The sequence below is a fragment of the Flavobacterium sp. genome, assembly GCF_044339515.1.
Lineage (GTDB): Bacteria > Bacteroidota > Bacteroidia > Flavobacteriales > Flavobacteriaceae > Flavobacterium.
Genome location: NZ_JBIIVK010000021.1, coordinates 1 through 18,025, shown reverse-complemented (window position 1 = coordinate 18,025; position 18,025 = coordinate 1). Strand labels below are relative to the sequence as shown.

Genomic DNA, 18,025 nt, shown 5'->3' with positions numbered 1-18,025 from the left:
TTTTGAAGACTATACTAATTTAGCGAAATTCTCCATTTTTACCTTTACGAAAACGTTATAAATATGTATTTTTACCACATTCAAAAATACATGTATGAATCAAAAATACAGACTCACCGTCAATCAAAGTGATACCTTTGATAAAACAGAACAAGATATTGCCCAATTAGATGCCATTTACACATCTACCGATTCCTTTCACATACTTCATCAGAACAAACCTTTTTTGGCAAAAATTACAGCGGCTGATTTTCTCAAAAAAACGTACACAGTTGAAGTAAATCACAATTCCTATACCGTTGAAATTGCCAATCAATTGGATATTTTAATCAAAGAAATGGGATTTGAAGTGGGTAAAACCAAACAAATCAATGCCATCAAAGCTCCAATGCCCGGCTTGATTCTCGAAATCAATGTTTCGGTTGGACAACAAGTGAACGAAGGTGACAACCTACTCATTTTAGAAGCGATGAAAATGGAAAATAGTTTTGCTTCTCCAAGAACGGGAACGATTAAATCAATTGCAGTTGCCAAAGGCGATTCTGTAAATAAAGGACAATTATTGATTGAGTTTGAATAGCGTCATAAATGAATAGCATCTAGCTTCAGCTGGATGGAAAAATGAGAATAATAATGATAAAAAAAATTACAAAAATACTAGTTGCTAATCGAGGGGAAATTGCCATTCGAGTGATGAAAACCGCTCAGAAAATGGGAATTAAAACGGTAGCCGTATATTCTACAATTGATAGAAATGCTCCTCATGTAAAATTTGCTGATGAAGCCGTTTGGATAGGCGAATCACCTTCTAATCAATCTTATTTATTGGGAAATAAAATCATTGAAGTAGCCAAGTCGTTGGGTGCGGATGCTATTCATCCCGGTTACGGATTTTTAAGTGAAAATGCCGCTTTTGCCGAAGAAGCAGAAAAAAATAACATCATTTTCATCGGACCAAAATCAAAAGCCATTCATATCATGGGAAGTAAATTAGCCGCAAAAGATGCTGTGAAAGCCTATAATATTCCAATGGTTCCCGGGTATGACCAAGCGATAACTGATGTTGAAAAAGCAAAACAAGTAGCGACACAAATCGGATTTCCCATCTTAATCAAAGCATCTGCCGGTGGTGGTGGTAAAGGAATGCGAGTGGTAGAAAAAGAAGCTGATTTTGAAGCTCAAATGAATCGTGCCATCAGTGAAGCTACATCTGCTTTTGGAGATGGTTCTGTGTTTATTGAAAAATATGTTGCTTCGCCAAGACATATTGAAATTCAAGTGATGGCGGATGAACATGGTAATATTTTGTATTTATTTGAAAGAGAATGTAGCATTCAACGTCGTCATCAAAAAGTGGTGGAAGAAGCACCTTCATCTGTTTTAACGCCAGAATTGCGGAGAAAAATGGGTGAAGCAGCTGTTTTAGTAGCCAAATCGTGTGATTATCTTGGGGCCGGAACGGTTGAATTTCTGTTAGATGAAAACTTGAATTTCTACTTTCTCGAAATGAATACGCGTTTGCAAGTGGAACATCCGGTAACGGAAATGATTACGGGTGTGGATTTGGTTGAAATGCAAATTCGTGTGGCTCAAGGAGAAGTTTTATCTGTTAAACAAGAAGATTTACAAATCAATGGTCATGCTTTAGAACTAAGGGTGTATGCTGAAGATCCGTTAAACGATTTTCTTCCGAGTGTTGGCTTTTTAGAAGAATATACTTTGCCTGAAGGCGAAGGAATTCGTGTGGATAACGGATTTGAACAAGGCATGGATGTGCCGATTTATTATGACCCAATGTTGGCTAAGTTAATTACGTATGGAAAAACACGTTCGGAAGCCATTCAACTGATGAGTAAAGCAATTGATGCTTACAAAGTAAAAGGAGTACAAACTACCTTACCATTTGGAAAATTTGTGTGTGAACACGAGGCTTTTCGTTCGGGAAATTTTGATACACATTTTGTCAAGAAGTATTATGATGCCGAAAAACTAAAATCAAAGCACAGTGAAGAAGCTGAGATAGCTGCTTTGGTGGCTTTAAAACAATACCTAGAAGATCAAAAAATGGTTCGATTACCAATTCAATAAGCATGGAAAACAAGATAAAAGCATTACAAGATAAATTAGCCGAAGCAAAGCTTGGAGGAGGATTAAAACGAATTGAAACCCAACATGCCAAGAAAAAATTAACAGCTCGTGAACGTGTCAATTATTTAATGGACGAAGGATCGTTTGAAGAAATTGATGCCTTAGTCACTCATCGAACCACCGATTTCGGAATGGAAAATGAACAATTTTATGGCGATGGTGTTATTACAGGATATGGAACAGTAAACGGCAGATTAGTATTTATTTTTGCTCAAGATTTCACTGTTTTTGGTGGAGCTTTGTCAGAAACGCATGCCGAAAAAATTTGTAAGGTGATGGACATGGCACTCAAAACCGGAGCACCCATGATTGGTTTAAATGACTCAGGTGGAGCCAGAATTCAGGAAGGTGTTCGCTCGCTGGGTGGTTATGCTGATATTTTCTTTCGAAATGTAAAATCAAGTGGAATTATTCCGCAAATTTCAGCCATTATGGGACCTTGTGCGGGTGGAGCGGTATATTCTCCTGCGATGACTGACTTTACGATGATGGTGGAAAATACAAGTTATATGTTTGTTACCGGTCCAAATGTGGTAAAAACCGTGACAAATGAAACTGTTACTTCGGAAGAATTGGGTGGAGCGAGTACGCATTCAACTAAATCGGGAGTAGCTCATACAACATCAGCGAATGATGTAGAGTGTTTAGAAGATGTGAAAAAGTTGTTGAGTTATCTTCCGCAAAGTAATAAAGAAAAAACGCCAAAAGTTCCTTATGAATTGAAAGATGAAATTCAGGAACAATTGATGACGATAATTCCTGATAATCCTAATAAACCTTATGATATGCATGAGGTGATTCAGGGAATTATTGACGAAGATTCGTTTTTTGAAATTCACAAAGACTATGCTGAAAATATTATTGTAGGTTTTGCACGGTTAGGAGGACGAAGTATAGGAATTGTGGCGAATCAACCGTTATATTTAGCAGGTGTTTTGGACGTAAACAGTTCAGTAAAAGCCGCTCGATTTACTCGTTTTTGTGATTGTTTTAATATTCCTCTTTTAGTTTTGGTAGATGTACCAGGATTTTTACCCGGAACCGATCAAGAATGGACGGGAATCATTCGTCACGGAGCCAAATTGTTATATGCTTTGAGCGAAGCAACTGTGCCAAGAGTAACAGTTATCACCCGAAAAGCATATGGTGGAGCTTATGATGTAATGAATTCCAAACACATTGGTGCGGATATGAATTTTGCTTGGCCAACAGCTGAAATTGCTGTAATGGGAGCCAAGGGAGCCAGCGAAATTATCTTCAAAAAAGAAATTGCAGATGCTCAAGACCCGGCTGCCAAATTAGTTGAAAAAGAAAACGAATACGCTGAAAAGTTTGCTACACCTTATCGAGCAGCACAGCGTGGATTTATCGATGAGGTAATTATACCAAATGAAACCAGAAAAAAATTACTAAAAGCGTTTAGTATGCTGGAACATAAAGAAGTAGAATTGCCAAAACGAAAACACGGTAATATTCCATTGTAACTATTACAATTTATGCTTAAAAAAGTCAGGAAGATTACTAACATCTTCCTGACTTTTTTTAATTTTTTTGAAGATATGAATAAATCTCATCTTTCAAAAAAACGCGATCTTTTCGTTTATGCGTCAATTCATCATCATTGAGTGGGATTTCTCCTTTTTCAATTTCAAAAATTTCATTATCTAATGAATTATAAGAACTCATTAATACTTGAAATTCTTCATTGTGATGATATAAATCTTTAATTTTTTCTGCAAATTCAGGAAATTCTTGAACCAAAGGATGTTTGCTAATCATGAGTAAAGGTTTTAGTTATTAATTTATACCCCTAAATTACTTATAAGATTGCAGACATTTAATGACAATTGTCAGTTAGTAAAAAAGAGAAACTAATTTTCCTCCTCTTTTTTCTTTTTCTTTTTAGATTTTTCTTTGTTTTTATCTGTTAACTCTTCAAAAACTTTAATTTGTTCAGGATTTAAAATTTTTAAAAGTTTTTCATCAAAATCTTTTACAGCTTCTTCAAACTTTATTTTTTTGTCGTCATTTGAAATGTCACTGTTATGAATCTTTTCGGCATTTGTTTGATTCTCTATGAGGTAGACTTTTATAGCAGCTTCTTGGAAGGAATCTAAAGAGAGTTTTTCTTTTAGGTATTCCAAGGTTAATTCAACGAAATCTTTTTTATCTGCTTTTGGTTTCTCTCTATGATATTGTGGAGTTCTTCCTACTGATCTGTCAACTTGAGCATAAACGGTATTGAAAACCAGGAATATAATCAATGAGATAAATTTTTTTTTCATTTTTTTATTCATTTAAAGGTTCACCATATAAGTCAAATTCGGTGGCATCGATAATTTTTATTCTACTAAAATCACCAACTTTCAAATAAAATTTAGACGCATCAATCAATACTTCATTGTCTACATCCGGACTATCAAATTCGGTTCTTCCCACAAAATAAGGTCCTTCTTTTCTGTCAATAATACATTTAAAAGTATGACCGATTTTTTCCTGATTCAAATCCCATGAAATTTGTGATTGAATGTCCATGATTTCAGTAGCTCGTTGTTGTTTTATTTCGCTAGGAACATCATCTTCCAAAAGATACGCATGGGTATTCTCTTCATGTGAATAGGCAAAACAGCCTAAACGTTCAAAACGCATTTCCTCCACCCAATTTTTAAGGGTTTGAAAATCTTCTTCGGTCTCGCCCGGATATCCAACAATTAAAGTAGTTCTGATTGCTATTCCGGGGACAGCTTTTCTGAATTCTTTGAGTAGTTTTGTTGTTTTTTCTTGTGTGGTTCCGCGACGCATCGATTTCAGAATAGTATCTGAAATATGTTGCAAAGGAATATCAATATAATTACAGATTTTAGGTTCGTTTTTCATTAATTCCAATACATCCATAGGGAATCCGGTAGGGAAGGCATAATGTAATCGAATCCATTCAATACCTTCAACTTTAACCAAGTTTTCTAAAAGTTCGGCTAAATTTCGCTTTTTATATAAATCTAAACCGTAATAGGTTAAATCTTGAGCAATCAATATCAATTCTTTTACACCATTCTTAGCTAAGCCCTCCGCTTCTTTCACTAACTTTTCAATTGGTTGCGAAACGTGTTTTCCTCTCATGATTGGAATCGCACAAAAACTACACGGACGGTCGCAACCTTCGGCAATTTTTAAATAAGCAAAGTTTTTTGGTGTAGTTGTTAAACGTTCTCCCAGCAATTCATGTTTGTAATCTGCACCCAAAGCTTTCAGTAAAATTGGTAAATCGGTTGTACCAAAATATTGATCTACATTAGGGATTTCTTTCTCCAAATCAGGCTTATATCGTTCTGATAAACATCCGGTTACAAATACTTTATCTACAATTCCTTGTTCTTTCTTTTCAACATATTCCAAAATCGTATTCACCGATTCTGCCTTTGCATTATCAATAAAGCCACAGGTGTTAATTACAACTATATTTCCTTCTTGCTCATGAACCACGTCTTTTCCACTGGCTTTTAGTTGCCCCATTAGCACTTCGCTGTCATAAACATTTTTTGAACATCCTAGGGTAATAACGTTGATTTTATTTTTCTTTAACGATTTGGTTCTCATTGTTTTATTCTCTTTTTTTAATCTTAAAAGGGATGCAAAATTACGGTTTTATTTGGTATTAATCGAATTAAATAAAAAAACCATTCACAATAAGTAAATGGTTTTTCGAAATTATGCTAAGTATATTAGAATTTTATGGTGTAACTCAAGGTCACATTATTGTTGATGGCCGTTAAACGAGAAGCATCATTTAATCCTGAACTGATTAAATCAAAATTCATTTTTCTTCTGCTGTAAGCATAGGCCAAATCTAGTCTTGAAATTCCAAAATCAAAACCAATTCCTCCTGAGTATCCGGTTAAATCTCCCATAGCAGTATCAACTTTATAAGGACTTTCTTCAAAACGGTAACCACCTCTCAAACTCCACTGTTTGTGCTTGAATTCACCACCAACTCTAATTTCTGCTGCGGTATCAAAATTTGCCGACATGAAGTTGTTAATTGATTCTAAGTTAACATCGCTTCTAGGTCTGAATGTAATGTTACTGTAATCTTTCATGGCATAATCAATACTAATTAATCCTTTCTCACCGAAGACATAAGCAAAACTACCGGTTAATTTACTTGGTGTTTGGATTTTATATGATTCAAATACCATAATTACATTAGGGTCAAAAACGATTGGATTGTTGTTTGCATCACAGTCCGCACAATATGTAATTGTTCTCTGTCTTACTTCATCTGTTAAATTATACCAAGTTGGCGATTCATAAGCTAAGCCAAGTCTTAAACTTTCTGTTATTTTTCCTATGGCTCCAATGCCAAAGGAGAATCCACCACCATATGTATAAGTTTCTGTATCAAATTGAACAGAACGAAGTCCAGTGGATGAATTGTTATTATAACTTTCATAAATGGAAATCGTGTTAGTTAAATCAGTAAAGTGAGCATTCAAATTAAGTCCGATAAAAAGTCTATCCTTAAATGATGTGGCAATGTTACCGGTGAGTTTTCCGTTATAACCCGAAGCAACCGTGTAATTTTCCTGATAATAATTGCCATTTGTTGGCACATTAGAAACATAAACGGAGTTATCCGGATTTTCATTATCAACCGGATTGAACATATAAGCATTATAGCCTAAAAGAGCTTGTTGGTCGATGAAACTTAATTCATCAAAAAAAGCCGTGTCAAGTACATCTAAAAAAATACCACCCTCGTTGGGTAATCCATTAGCAAATCTCAAGAAATATCCATCAATAGAATTGTTGGGATTCACCCCACGGGTATTAAACTGATTGTCAAAGTTTGAATTGTTTTCATAATTCAACGCTAAACTAAATTTATTCCAACCACTCGAAGGGTTATTGTTTTTAAAAACAAATACTCCACCGGCTTGGTTGATATCTAAATCATGATCACTTTCAACTGTTCGTGTGCCAAAATAAGAAGAACTATTTCTAACATTGTAATTACTGAGTGAGATAGTTGCTTGGTTATAATTAAATATGGCTGAGCCTGCCGGATTAACATTTATGGAAGACAAATCTCCACCAACAGCACCAAACGCACCGCTCATGGCTCTAAATCGGGCTGAACCGGTTAAATTATCAATGGCATACCGCAATCCTTCATTCGGAGTTATTTCTTGCGAAAAGGATAAAAAGCTAGCGAATAGAAAACTGGAAGTAATAAAAATCTTTTTCATAATTTTTTATTTTTTTTCATAAAAATACCCATGCAAACCAATTTGATTCAACATAGGTATTTTGATTATTTTTTTGATTAACCTCTACCTCGTCCGCCACCACCACCGGATGAACGTACTCCGCCACCGCCGGATGATCTTCCTCCTCCAAATGAACTACCAGAACTTGATCGTGAGCCTGAGTAGGTTGGCGAAGAAGAACTTCGTGTTGATGAAGAGTTTCTTACACTGGATGAAGGTGTGGTTGAGCGAGTAGAATTGCGTGTTCCTACATTATTGTTGTTATATTCTCTAGTGCTACTTGAGTTTCTTGGAGAAATTTGAGTGCTTCGGGTTGAAGAACTTCTTGTTCTCGTTCCAAAGTTATTCCGTGTAGAGGTTCTTCCGCTTGTTGTGTAGGATGTTCTTCCATTATATCTTCCTTCTGAATATCTGTTACCATAATAACCACCGGTTCTTCTTCCTCTTGTGTAAGCATAGTTATTTCCGTACCAACCATTACCCCAACCATTTCCATACCAGCCATTCCAACCCCAGCCTGCTCCATACCAATTATTCCAACCCCATCCCCAACCTGGGCCATACCAACTGTTCCATCCCCATCCCCAACCTGGGCCATTCCAATTGTTCCAACCCCAGCCAGCATTCCAACCTAAGCCCCATCCCCAACCAGCATTCCAATTATTCCAATTATTCCAACCCCAGTTATTATCATAAACGTTAACCGTAACAGAGGAAGGGTTTGAACCCCATGCTGCAAAAGAATCATAATTTCGCTCTGATGTAACAGTTGTATCTTCTACAGACGAGTAATTTTCAACATCTGTAAAAACTTCCTCTTCTGCATTTAATTGTTTTGATTTAAAATAATTTTGATACGCTTGATTGGTATTGTTTTGTTCGACATTGTTCGATGCAACTTCGTTGTTTCTGCCTGAGCTCCTATAAACACCATCATTGTCATAATAAGAGGAGTTTTGATAAGAACCACAAGAAACGAATAACATTCCCGAAAAGAATAAAACTAAGCGGGTTATATTATTTTTGCTGGGATAAAAATTAGTTTTCATAATCGTAGCATTTTTATTGTTGTTATTACAAAAATAGTTAGTTTTGCCGAACTATTTAGTTAAAATAAGTTAAACAATTTTTATGCCAAATTATTCAAAATGAGCAAAAACCTTACGAAAAGATCCGAAGATTATTCAAAATGGTACAATGAACTTGTAGTTAAAGCTGATTTAGCTGAAAACTCGGGTGTTAGAGGTTGTATGGTTATTAAACCCTATGGCTATGCTATTTGGGAAAAAATGCAAGCTGAATTGGATAGAATGTTTAAAGAAACAGGACATTCCAATGCATATTTTCCACTTTTTGTACCCAAAAGTATGTTTGAAGCGGAGGAAAAAAACGCAGAGGGTTTTGCCAAAGAATGTGCCATAGTGACACATTATCGTTTGAAAAATGATCCGGACAACAAAGGCAAATTAATGGTTGACCCAAATGCAAAATTGGAGGAAGAACTAATCGTTCGTCCAACTAGTGAAGCTATTATTTGGAGTACATATAAAAATTGGATTCAATCCTATAGAGATTTACCGTTATTAATTAATCAATGGGCCAATGTGGTGCGTTGGGAGATGAGAACTCGTTTGTTTTTACGAACGGCCGAGTTTTTATGGCAAGAGGGGCATACTGCTCATGCAACACAAACTGAAGCAATTGAAGAATCGGTAAAAATGATGAATGTGTATGCAGATTTTGCAGAGAATTTTATGTCTATTCCGGTAGTAAAAGGAGTAAAAACCGAGTCAGAGCGATTTGCAGGAGCAGTTGAAACCTATTGCATTGAAGCGTTGATGCAAGATGGAAAAGCATTGCAGGCTGGAACTTCTCATTTTTTAGGACAAAATTTTGCCAAAGCTTTTGATGTTAAATTTGCTAATACTGAAGGAAAACAAGAGTATGTGTGGGGAACTTCATGGGGTGTTTCGACACGATTAATGGGTGCATTAGTCATGACTCACTCTGATGACAATGGTTTGGTTTTGCCACCAAATTTAGCTCCGATTCAAGTGGTAATTGTCCCGATTTATAAATCCGATGAACAATTGGATGCAATTTCAGTAGATGTTGAAAAATTAATGGTTGGTTTACGAAAACTTGGTATTTCTGTAAAATTTGATAATAGAACCACGCACAAACCCGGCTTTAAGTTTAACGAGTATGAATTAAAAGGTGTTCCTGTTCGGATTGCAGTTGGACCAAATGATTTGGAAAATGGTACTTATGAAATCGCCCGAAGAGATAATTTAACGAAAGAAGTTGTTTCTAAAGAAGGAATTGAAACCTACATTCAAAACTTGTTAGAAACCATTCAAAAGAGTCTATATGATAGAGCTTTTGAATATAGAAATAATCACATAACAGAAGTAAATAGTTTTGATGAATTTAAACAATTATTAGATTCCAAGGGTGGCTTTTTTGCCGCTCATTGGGACGGTACTGCGGAAACGGAGGAAAAAATAAAAGAATTGACCAAAGCAACAATCCGCTGTATTCCTTTGGATAGAGTAGAAGAGACCGGAACATGTATGTTTTCAGGAAAACCATCGGTTGGAAGAGTACTTTTTGCAAAAGCATATTAAAAAAAATAAAAAAAATAAATTGTAACTATTGTGAGTATAAAAAATAGTTGTATTTTTGCACTCGCAATTAGCAATTGGCCCGTTCGTCTATCGGTTAGGACGCCAGGTTTTCATCCTGGTAAGGGGGGTTCGATTCCCCCACGGGCTACAAGTTCAAGTATCAGATTGAATAGCTTAAAACTAGAGGAAAACAAGGGTCCGTTCGTCTAGGGGTTAGGACGCCAGGTTTTCATCCTGGTAACAGGGGTTCGATTCCCCTACGGACTACAAAATTAGTTGTAAATTAGTTTTATAAAATAAAAATCAGTGTCTCGGTTTTTGTTTTATTAGTTAAAACCAAAGTGATTGTTTTTGCAGTTGTGGGAGGTTTTTCTTTTTTAACTAGTATTTTATTAATTACATCTAAAATTAAAAAGAAAATGGCAAATCATAAGTCAGCTTTAAAGAGAATAAGAAGCAACGAAAAGAAAAGAGTATTAAACAGATATCAGCATAAAACTACACGTAACGCAATTAAAGCTCTACGTTTAGCCACTGATAAATCTGATGCAGCCGGAAAACTTTCTGCAGTTATCTCCATGATTGATAAATTAGCGAAGAAAAATATCATTCATGATAACAAAGCTTCTAACTTAAAATCAAAATTAACAAAGCACGTTGCTAAGTTATAATTAATAGTAAGTTATATAATATAAAAAAGCTTTCCGTAAGGAAAGCTTTTTTGTTTTAGGAATAGATAGGTTTCAAGTTTTCCAACATTTCAACCGTAATTGGTTTTGATAAAAAATGTGAAACAACATCATATTGTTTGGCTTTATTATAATCTGCCGGATCAATTGTTGATGACAGAATTATCACTTTTGTTTGTGAAAACTCATTCGAAATGGTGTTTTTAAACAAATCAAGAAATTCCCATCCATTCATCACCGGCATATTCAAATCTAAGAAAATGAGTTGCGGCAACTGAAATTCTTCTGACTTATTTTTTTTACTAACCAACGATTGAAATAATTCATAGGCTTCTTGGCCATTGTTAGCAAACATAACATCTTCACTGAATTCCGCTTTTTTAATCACTTTTTTGCAAAGCATTAATGTGATGGGGTCGTCATCTACGCACAATATTGTTTTCAACATTATTCTTTTTTAAAAGTTAGTGTAAATTGAGTTCCTTTTCCAACTTGGCTTTCCACTTCAATTGAACCTCCCATGGCTTCTATTTGTGATTTCACGAGATACAATCCTAGTCCTTTACTATCCGGATAATCATGAAAGCGTTGGTACAATCCAAATATTTTGTCTCCATTTTTATCCAAGTCAATTCCAACTCCGTTGTCTTTGATTACCAAATTTACGAAATTTTCCTTTTCCACCGCCTTTATTGAAATTTTAGGTGTTTTGTCTTGAGAACGATATTTTATTGCATTTGACATCAGATTCAAGATGATACTTTCCATATAGGCTTTGTTAATGTGTATTGTTAAGCTATCTTCTATGTCAAACTTAATGGTTGGCTTATACAAATTGATTTGATTGTTGAGTTGGAAAAATACATTTTCAAATATTTCTTTAATGGAAATGTCTTCTTTTAAGATAGACGGATTATCTTTAATGATAACTACTTTCACCAAATCTTCAATGGTTTCATTTAGAAGATGGGTTGAACGTTTGAATCCGTTTAGTATTTCCTGAAGTTCATCATTCTCAATCGGCACATCTTCTAATAAATGGAGAAGACCGGTTAAATTTGATAAAGGTGCTCTAAAGTTGTGCGAAGTGATATAAGAAAATTGCTTTAAATCTTTATTATTTTGAGTCAATTCTCGAATTAGTTGTTCTCTTTCACGTTCCTGATTTTTTTCTTTGGTCACATCCCGTTGAATCGAAATCCAGTGGGAGTGTTCTCCTTCTTTATTTGTTACCGGAATCATTGAAAAATTAACCCAATATTCATCACCGTTTTTCTTGTAGCTTACGGTTTCAATAAAACACTCTTTGTAATTTTTAATAGCAGTTGAAAGTTTTTCCAATTCGCTCATATCTGATTTAGGTCCAGCAAACATAACCGGTGATTTTCCAATGACTTCTTTGGGTTTATAACCTGTCATTTTTGTAAAAGCTTGGTTAACAAAAATGATATTAGGAATAGGGCTCTGTGAAATATCTTTATCAGTAATGACAACCGCATCTTTGGTTTGTGTAATTACCGTTTCTAAAAGTTTCAGTCGTTGTTCCTCTTCTTTTTGTTTGGTGACATCTTGAATTGCTCCAATCATACGAATGGCTTTTCCATCTGCATCTTTTACCAAAAATCCTCTGTCAAATACATATTTATAACTTCCATCGGCACATTTAAAACGGTATTCATCTTGCCAACGTTCAGTTTTTTGTTCTAAGAAAGAATATAATTTCACGGACATTTTTAAACTATCCTCAGGATGAATTCGGTCAAACCACCAACTCGATGTTTTGCCAACATCTTCTTTTTTATATCCAAAAATTCCTTGAATACCTTTATTCCATGCAAATTCATCTTCTTGAATTTTCCAATCCCAAATCGTATCACTAGTTGCTTTTGCTACAATATCATAACGCTCATTAGAATCTTTAATCTCAGTATTGATGGTTTGAAGTTGTTCTAAAATTGAGATATTCCTTTTGTCATTCCTTGTAATAACAAATCGAAGTAGTAAACCGGCGGCAATGATAAAACTTACGTCTTTAATGAAATGAAAAGTAATTAAGCTTTGAAAATCATTCTTGAAACTTCCTCGCAGTATCAAATGCATGATAATAGCCAAAAAGAGCGAAGCAATGATAAAAACAAAAGAGATGATATTTGATTTGCTTTTCATTACTCAAATATAAAAAATTTTTTCTTTTTTACATTTGAAGTAATGATGAGTTTTGTTTTTTTAATTTGAATCATAAAATGTGGTATTTAGTTGTTGTTGAAATTTGAATTAGGTTAAAAAATCTTTCAATTCAGCATAAGATTTTATTTTAATGCTCTTTTTATCTTTATTTAAAACACTTTCGATTTGTTTTGGAATAGGTAATTTAATTTCTAAGAAAGATTCTACACTATCAGAAAATTTGATAGGATGAGCAGTTTCTAAAAACACACCGATATGATTTGATTTATTAACTAGTTCTTTCTTTAGTCCTAAATATCCAATAGCACCATGCGGTTCAGCAATGTAATTGTGTTCAGAATATATTTTTTTCATAATTGCTACGGTTTCTTCATCTGAAAATTGATAGGAGGAAAAATCATTTTTAAAAGCCGTTAAATCATGTTGATATAATTCCTGAATGCGTATAAAATTACTCGGATTTCCAACGTCCATTGCATTTGATAGTGTGGCTTTTGAAGGTTTTGGCGAATAAGCTCCGGTAGTCATAAAACGGGGTACTGTGTCATTTTCATTGGTTGAAGCAACAAAATGTTCAATGGGTAAACCGAGTTTTTTGGCTAAAATTCCGGCACATATATTTCCGAAATTTCCACTCGGAACAGAAACAATAATGGGCAGATTATATTTTTTTAATTCTTTGTAAGCAAAAAAGAAGTAAAACATTTGTGGCAACCATCTTGCGACATTAATTGAATTTGCGGAAGTTAAATTTTTATGAGCCAAATCCTTATCCAAAAAAGCTTTTTTCACCATGTCTTGACAATCGTCAAAAACGCCATCTACTTCTAAGGCGGTAATATTTTGTCCTAATGTTGTAAGTTGTCGTTCTTGAATGTCACTGACTTTCCCACTGGGATATAAAATAACCACTTCAACATTCTTTACACCTAAAAAGCCACTGGCTACAGCTCCCCCGGTATCACCCGATGTTGCAACTAAGATAGTGTTTTTTTGAGTAGGATTTTTTTTATTGAAATAGGCCAAACACCTCGCCATAAATCGAGCACCCACATCCTTGAAAGCCATGGTAGGTCCGTGGTACAATTCCAGCGAAAAAACACCATTTTCTACTTCGGTTAGCGGAAAATCAAAATTTGAAGTTTCGCTAAGAATTTGTTTTAAATCATGCTCGGGGATTTCGTTTCCTACAAATTGTTTGATTGTTTCAAATGCGATAGCAACATAATTTAATGTTTCAATTTTTTCAAAAAATGAATGTGGAAGCGGATTTATTTCTTCAGGAAAATACAGTCCTTTATCAGGGGCAAGTCCTAAAATAACAGCTTCTTCAAAAGAAACAGCAGGAGCATTATGATTTAAGCTTTTGTAGTGCATCGAAAAAAGAATAGTTTTTTATGGTATAAAAATTATTACAACAGTTTCGTAAAAGTAAAATAAAACTTTTAATCTTCGCAAAAAGTTATTAATTTAACGATAAAAGGTTGAGGGTAAAATTTTGTAACTTTGTTGAAATTAAACTTTATGAGTCTCAAAACAAAAGCTTTTCTTTTTCAATTGATTTCTTTTGCCGTTTTTTTTATTCCTTTTCGATTTGTAATCGATTATTATACAACACTTGAACGATTTTGGCCTCCTTTTTTTGCGTTTATAATCACATTAATTTTAGCTCCTAAATTTCAGGTTGCTAAAACAAAAGACGGTGAACAACTATTTATGAAATGGATTTTTTTAAAAGGAGTGCGTTCAATCTAATTACTTTTTTACCTCTTTCAGTGTAGGTTGAATTTTCTTTTTATAAATCGGAATGAAATAGGAAATAGTATAATTGAAACCTACGCCAAATTTACCTTCATATTTTTTATTAAAACCGGGTATGTACAAGTTTTCAAAATCAGATGATTCTTTATTTCCTATAAGATAATTTATCCTAAAATTGAATCCTGCATAAAAATTTGAAAATAATTCCGCTTTAACGCCTGCAACAAATTCTCCCCATTGTGCTGATCGACCTTCAAATTTTCTGCCGGAAATAACTGTAGGCGATTCTCCAAAGTAAGGGTTTGGATTGTAAACGCGATATGTATTCAATTCTTGACTAAACGAACTCGCTCCAAAACGTAAACCAACATAGATTAGGTTTTCCATATCTAACCAATTCTCGTAAGTGTTGTAATCAAATCCTACTTTAAAGTAAGTTCCCGAAGTGGTGAAATTAACACGGTCTTCGTCTATTGTTCTTTTTTCGTTACCGATTTCTCCTGCCAAATAATATTTTTTTGTTAAACGATAATCGCCTACAATTTCAAGACCTCTATAATCTTCTTCATAGAAGCTTCTGGCTAATTTAAAAGCATCAATTCCAATACGTAAACCATATCGTTCCGTTTTTACAGGAGCAACAATACTGTCTTTTTTTGTTTCCTGAGACAAAAGAGTTTGAGAAAACACAAACAGCAAAAAACTAAAAATACATTTTGATATGGACATCTTCTTCAGTTTCAACATTACTTTTTACAATTTCAACGTTTTTTATCCAAAATTCAGCATCTCCAACAGGATTTGTTCTTTCTACACCATTGGCCAAGTTTAAAACAAAATTACTTTTGAAACCACAGGCTCTTGATACATAAATGTCATTTACAGTATAATTAAATTTTATTAAATCGGTATTGTTCACCGACGTTGTGGAGCTGGAATTGATGTTCAGACTATAATTCGTGAAATTTTCATTGGTTTTAAGCGGTAGTTCAATTGTGTCTACTTGGTTAAAATCTAGCGTGGTATTCGCACCTTCTCCTTGTACTTTTAAATTGGCTACTAATTTTCGAACCGTTGAATTGTCATTGCTGTAAAACTCAATGATTAGTCGGGGCGTGGTGGGAGTTCCTTCCACACAAATATCGTCTTTTTCGCATCCTGAAAAAAAATAGGATAGAGGCAATAAAAGGAAAATTATAAAACGATTTTTCATTATCTTTTTTCTAAAAGTACAACATTTTCTACGTGATGCGTTTGCGGGAACATATCAACCGGACGAACACGCGTTACTTTATACAACGAATCCATTAAGGCTAAATCACGTGCTTGCGTAGCCGAATTACAACTCACATAAACCACTTTCTCCGGTGTAATTTTCATGATTTGTTCTACCACAGCTGCATGCATACCATCTCGTGGAGGGTCAGTTATAATGATATCGGGTTTTCCATGTGTCGCAATAAAATCAGCATTAAAAACATCTTTCATATCGCCCACAAAGAATTCGCAGTTAGTGATATTATTACGCTTAGCGTTTTGTTTTGCATCGGCAATGGCTTCCGGCACAGCTTCTACACCAATTACTTTTTTAGCTTTTTTGGAAACAAATTGAGCAATTGTACCGGTACCTGTATATAAATCGTAAACTATCTCATTTCCTGTTAACCCGGCAAATTCTCGGGTTATTTTATATAGTTCGTATGCTTGTTCAGAATTGGTTTGATAGAACGATTTAGCGTTAATTGAAAATTGTAAACCTTCCATTTCCTCCAAAATGTATTCTCTGCCTTTGAATAACTTTATATCTTGGTCGTATAACGTATCGTTTGCCTTTCCATTAATGACATAGAGTAGAGAAGTGATTTCAGGAAATTTTTCCGAAAGGAAATTCAAAACCAGCTCACGTTGTTTTTTGTCTTCCTTAAAGAATTGAATCAGCACCATAATTTCTCCAATAGAAGATGTTCGAATCATCAGCGTTCGCAACAAACCTTCGTGATTTCTGGCATTGAAAAAAGGAATGTCATTTTGATTAGCAAATTCTTTAATACTGTTTCGAATAGCATTAGAAGGATCTTGTTGCAAATGACACTTTTCGATGTCTAAAATCTTATCCCACATTTTTGGGATATGAAAACCTAACGCATTTCTGTTTTGAATTTCATCATTATTTTGAATTTCATTTTCGGTAAGCCATCGACTGTCGGAAAATGAAAATTCCATTTTATTGCGGTAGAAAAACTGCTTCTCGGAGCCTAAAATTTTTTCAAACTCAGGAAGTTCTATTTTTCCAATTCGTTTTAAATTATTAAAAACCTCATTGTTCTTGTAAAACAATTGTTGACTGTATTTCATATTTTGCCATTTGCATCCGCCACAAACGCCAAAATGTTTGCACTGTGGTTCAACGCGATGTTCGGATAGTTTATGAAAGTGAATGGCTTTTCCTTCGAAATACGATTTTCTTTTTTTGAAAGTTTGCACATCCACTACATCACCCGGAACTACATTGGGTATAAATATAACTCTTCCGTCTTCGGCTTTGGCAACAGATACACCTTTTGCACCGGCATCTAAAACAGGAACTTCTTTAAAAATAATTTTGTCTGTATTTTTTCTTCCCATGGAGCAAAAATAAGTTATTCAATAGTAAAAATTCAGTACGTTGTGAATTTTTTAAAATAAAAAAAACGTCTTTACATGTAAGACGTTTAAGTTCATAATTTTTTTAAAATTTTATTGGTAGATAATATCAAATGATCCTTCCGTTATAACAATATTTTCTGATGAGCCATTTAAACTACCTTGAAAAATTCCAGTGTATCTACCCCCGGAATTTTGTGTAATTTCGGAAGTAAAGTTTTCATCATTTAAATCATAAATTGCTCCATTATTACCATAACTAAAACGCCAAATTTCATCAACACCGGTAACATTAAATTCAGAGGAAATTATTAATGTTTTTGAAGCATCGCTATTCATTGTAGCGGTTACAATTATGTCTTTATAAGTATAATTTGTATCAGGGTCAGTAATCTCAGGGGTAATTTGAACATTTATGATATTGAATTTCAATTCTGTACCATTGAATTTAGCACGTATAAAATTGACATCAGACTTACTATCATCAGAGGAACAGGAATACAAACCAATTAAAAGGAAACTCAAAATGAGTAGTAATTTATTTTTCATAAAAAATGAAGTGTTTAATAACACAAAGATAATGAAGTCGTTTAAACTTTTATTTTATTAAATTTTTTTAGTGCAATTATTATGAAAGCTAGATAATTAAAGCCTAACCAGCTATCTATTGTTGTGTCAAATCTATTGAGTAACGACCTAAAAC

At 34.2% G+C, this 18,025-nt stretch carries 18 protein-coding genes, 2 tRNA genes and 1 pseudogene; 8 read left to right on the top strand and 13 right to left on the bottom strand.

The features are described 5' to 3' along the window. Positions 1-94: 94 nt before the first annotated feature. From ACIQ0M_RS07540 to ACIQ0M_RS07530, 3 genes are all read left to right on the top strand, one after another. On the top strand, positions 95-580 hold the full coding sequence (locus tag ACIQ0M_RS07540) for an acetyl-CoA carboxylase biotin carboxyl carrier protein subunit (RefSeq protein ID WP_396151239.1): 486 nt from the start codon (positions 95-97) through the stop codon (positions 578-580). 65 nt (positions 581-645) lie between these two features. Further along, a complete protein-coding gene (gene accC, locus ACIQ0M_RS07535) occupies positions 646-2,088 on the top strand; it encodes an acetyl-CoA carboxylase biotin carboxylase subunit (RefSeq protein WP_396151269.1) in 1,443 nt (480 codons plus the stop codon). A 2-nt stretch (positions 2,089-2,090) separates the two neighbouring features. Beyond that, positions 2,091-3,632, top strand: a complete 1,542-nt coding sequence (locus tag ACIQ0M_RS07530) for an acyl-CoA carboxylase subunit beta (RefSeq protein WP_396151238.1) — start codon at positions 2,091-2,093, stop codon at positions 3,630-3,632. Between the two features lie 58 nt (positions 3,633-3,690). Here ACIQ0M_RS07530 and ACIQ0M_RS07525 read toward each other — a convergent pair whose 3' ends face one another. The 5 genes from ACIQ0M_RS07525 to ACIQ0M_RS07505 form a co-directional block, all read right to left on the bottom strand. Beyond that, complete coding sequence (locus ACIQ0M_RS07525) at positions 3,691-3,927, bottom strand: YdcH family protein (protein WP_396151237.1); 237 nt, start codon at positions 3,925-3,927, stop codon at positions 3,691-3,693. Between the two features lie 92 nt (positions 3,928-4,019). Then, positions 4,020-4,433, bottom strand: coding sequence for a hypothetical protein (locus ACIQ0M_RS07520; RefSeq protein WP_396151236.1), 414 nt, complete (start codon positions 4,431-4,433; stop codon positions 4,020-4,022). A 4-nt stretch (positions 4,434-4,437) separates the two neighbouring features. Next, on the bottom strand, positions 4,438-5,745 hold the full coding sequence (rimO, locus tag ACIQ0M_RS07515; protein ID WP_396151235.1) for a 30S ribosomal protein S12 methylthiotransferase RimO: 1,308 nt from the start codon (positions 5,743-5,745) through the stop codon (positions 4,438-4,440). 125 nt (positions 5,746-5,870) lie between these two features. Continuing rightward, on the bottom strand, positions 5,871-7,394 hold the full coding sequence (locus tag ACIQ0M_RS07510; protein WP_396151234.1) for an OmpP1/FadL family transporter: 1,524 nt from the start codon (positions 7,392-7,394) through the stop codon (positions 5,871-5,873). A gap of 77 nt (positions 7,395-7,471) precedes the next feature. Beyond that, a complete protein-coding gene (locus ACIQ0M_RS07505; RefSeq protein ID WP_396151233.1) occupies positions 7,472-8,464 on the bottom strand; it encodes a hypothetical protein in 993 nt (330 codons plus the stop codon). Between the two features lie 99 nt (positions 8,465-8,563). On the opposite strand from ACIQ0M_RS07505, the gene proS reads away from it, so the two are divergent. The 4 genes from proS (at position 8,564) to rpsT (ending at position 10,713) form a co-directional block, all read left to right on the top strand. Beyond that, positions 8,564-10,042, top strand: a complete 1,479-nt coding sequence (gene proS / locus ACIQ0M_RS07500) for a proline--tRNA ligase (RefSeq protein ID WP_396151232.1) — start codon at positions 8,564-8,566, stop codon at positions 10,040-10,042. A gap of 76 nt (positions 10,043-10,118) precedes the next feature. Beyond that, positions 10,119-10,190: transfer RNA gene (locus ACIQ0M_RS07495), tRNA-Glu, on the top strand. A 47-nt stretch (positions 10,191-10,237) separates the two neighbouring features. Then, a tRNA-Glu gene (locus ACIQ0M_RS07490) sits at positions 10,238-10,309 on the top strand. A gap of 152 nt (positions 10,310-10,461) precedes the next feature. Next, positions 10,462-10,713, top strand: coding sequence for a 30S ribosomal protein S20 (rpsT, locus tag ACIQ0M_RS07485; RefSeq protein WP_129464994.1), 252 nt, complete (start codon positions 10,462-10,464; stop codon positions 10,711-10,713). Positions 10,714-10,768: 55 nt separating this feature from the next. On the opposite strand, the gene ACIQ0M_RS07480 is transcribed toward rpsT, so the two are convergent. The 3 genes from ACIQ0M_RS07480 to thrC form a co-directional block, all read right to left on the bottom strand. After that, the gene (locus ACIQ0M_RS07480; RefSeq protein WP_396151231.1) at positions 10,769-11,179 is read right to left on the bottom strand and encodes a response regulator; all 411 of its coding nucleotides are present in this window, start codon (positions 11,177-11,179) and stop codon (positions 10,769-10,771) included. Beyond that, a complete protein-coding gene (locus ACIQ0M_RS07475; protein ID WP_396151230.1) occupies positions 11,179-12,897 on the bottom strand; it encodes a PAS domain S-box protein in 1,719 nt (572 codons plus the stop codon). Before ACIQ0M_RS07475 ends, ACIQ0M_RS07480 begins: the two co-directional genes overlap by 1 nt. A 108-nt stretch (positions 12,898-13,005) precedes the next feature. Further along, entirely contained in the window at positions 13,006-14,295 is a 1,290-nt protein-coding gene (gene thrC / locus ACIQ0M_RS07470) for a threonine synthase (protein WP_396151229.1), read from the bottom strand. Between the two features lie 147 nt (positions 14,296-14,442). Here thrC and ACIQ0M_RS07465 point away from each other — a divergent pair, with 147 nt between their 5' ends. Next, positions 14,443-14,673: a hypothetical protein gene (locus ACIQ0M_RS07465; RefSeq protein WP_396151228.1), complete on the top strand. Its 231-nt coding sequence runs from the start codon at positions 14,443-14,445 to the stop codon at positions 14,671-14,673. Here the strand turns inward: ACIQ0M_RS07465 and ACIQ0M_RS07460 are convergent, their stop codons facing one another. The 5 genes and pseudogenes from ACIQ0M_RS07460 to ACIQ0M_RS07440 form a co-directional block, all read right to left on the bottom strand. Further along, a complete protein-coding gene (locus tag ACIQ0M_RS07460) occupies positions 14,674-15,408 on the bottom strand; it encodes a DUF6048 family protein (protein ID WP_396151227.1) in 735 nt (244 codons plus the stop codon). It abuts the gene before it with no gap. Beyond that, positions 15,383-15,892 carry a DUF6452 family protein gene (locus ACIQ0M_RS07455; RefSeq protein WP_396151226.1) on the bottom strand — a complete coding sequence of 170 codons (510 nt, stop codon included), beginning with the start codon at positions 15,890-15,892 and terminating at the stop codon, positions 15,383-15,385. Before ACIQ0M_RS07455 ends, ACIQ0M_RS07460 begins: the two co-directional genes overlap by 26 nt. Then, positions 15,892-17,304 (bottom strand): 23S rRNA (uracil(1939)-C(5))-methyltransferase RlmD, encoded by a 1,413-nt coding sequence (gene rlmD / locus ACIQ0M_RS07450; protein WP_396151225.1) that lies wholly within the window; start codon positions 17,302-17,304, stop codon positions 15,892-15,894. Before rlmD ends, ACIQ0M_RS07455 begins: the two co-directional genes overlap by 1 nt. Before the next feature lie 111 nt (positions 17,305-17,415). Next, positions 17,416-17,871, bottom strand: a complete 456-nt coding sequence (locus ACIQ0M_RS07445; protein ID WP_396151224.1) for a hypothetical protein — start codon at positions 17,869-17,871, stop codon at positions 17,416-17,418. Positions 17,872-17,912: 41 nt separating this feature from the next. Further along, positions 17,913-18,025 (bottom strand): annotated as a pseudogene (locus ACIQ0M_RS07440) (IS5 family transposase); the annotation flags it as partial.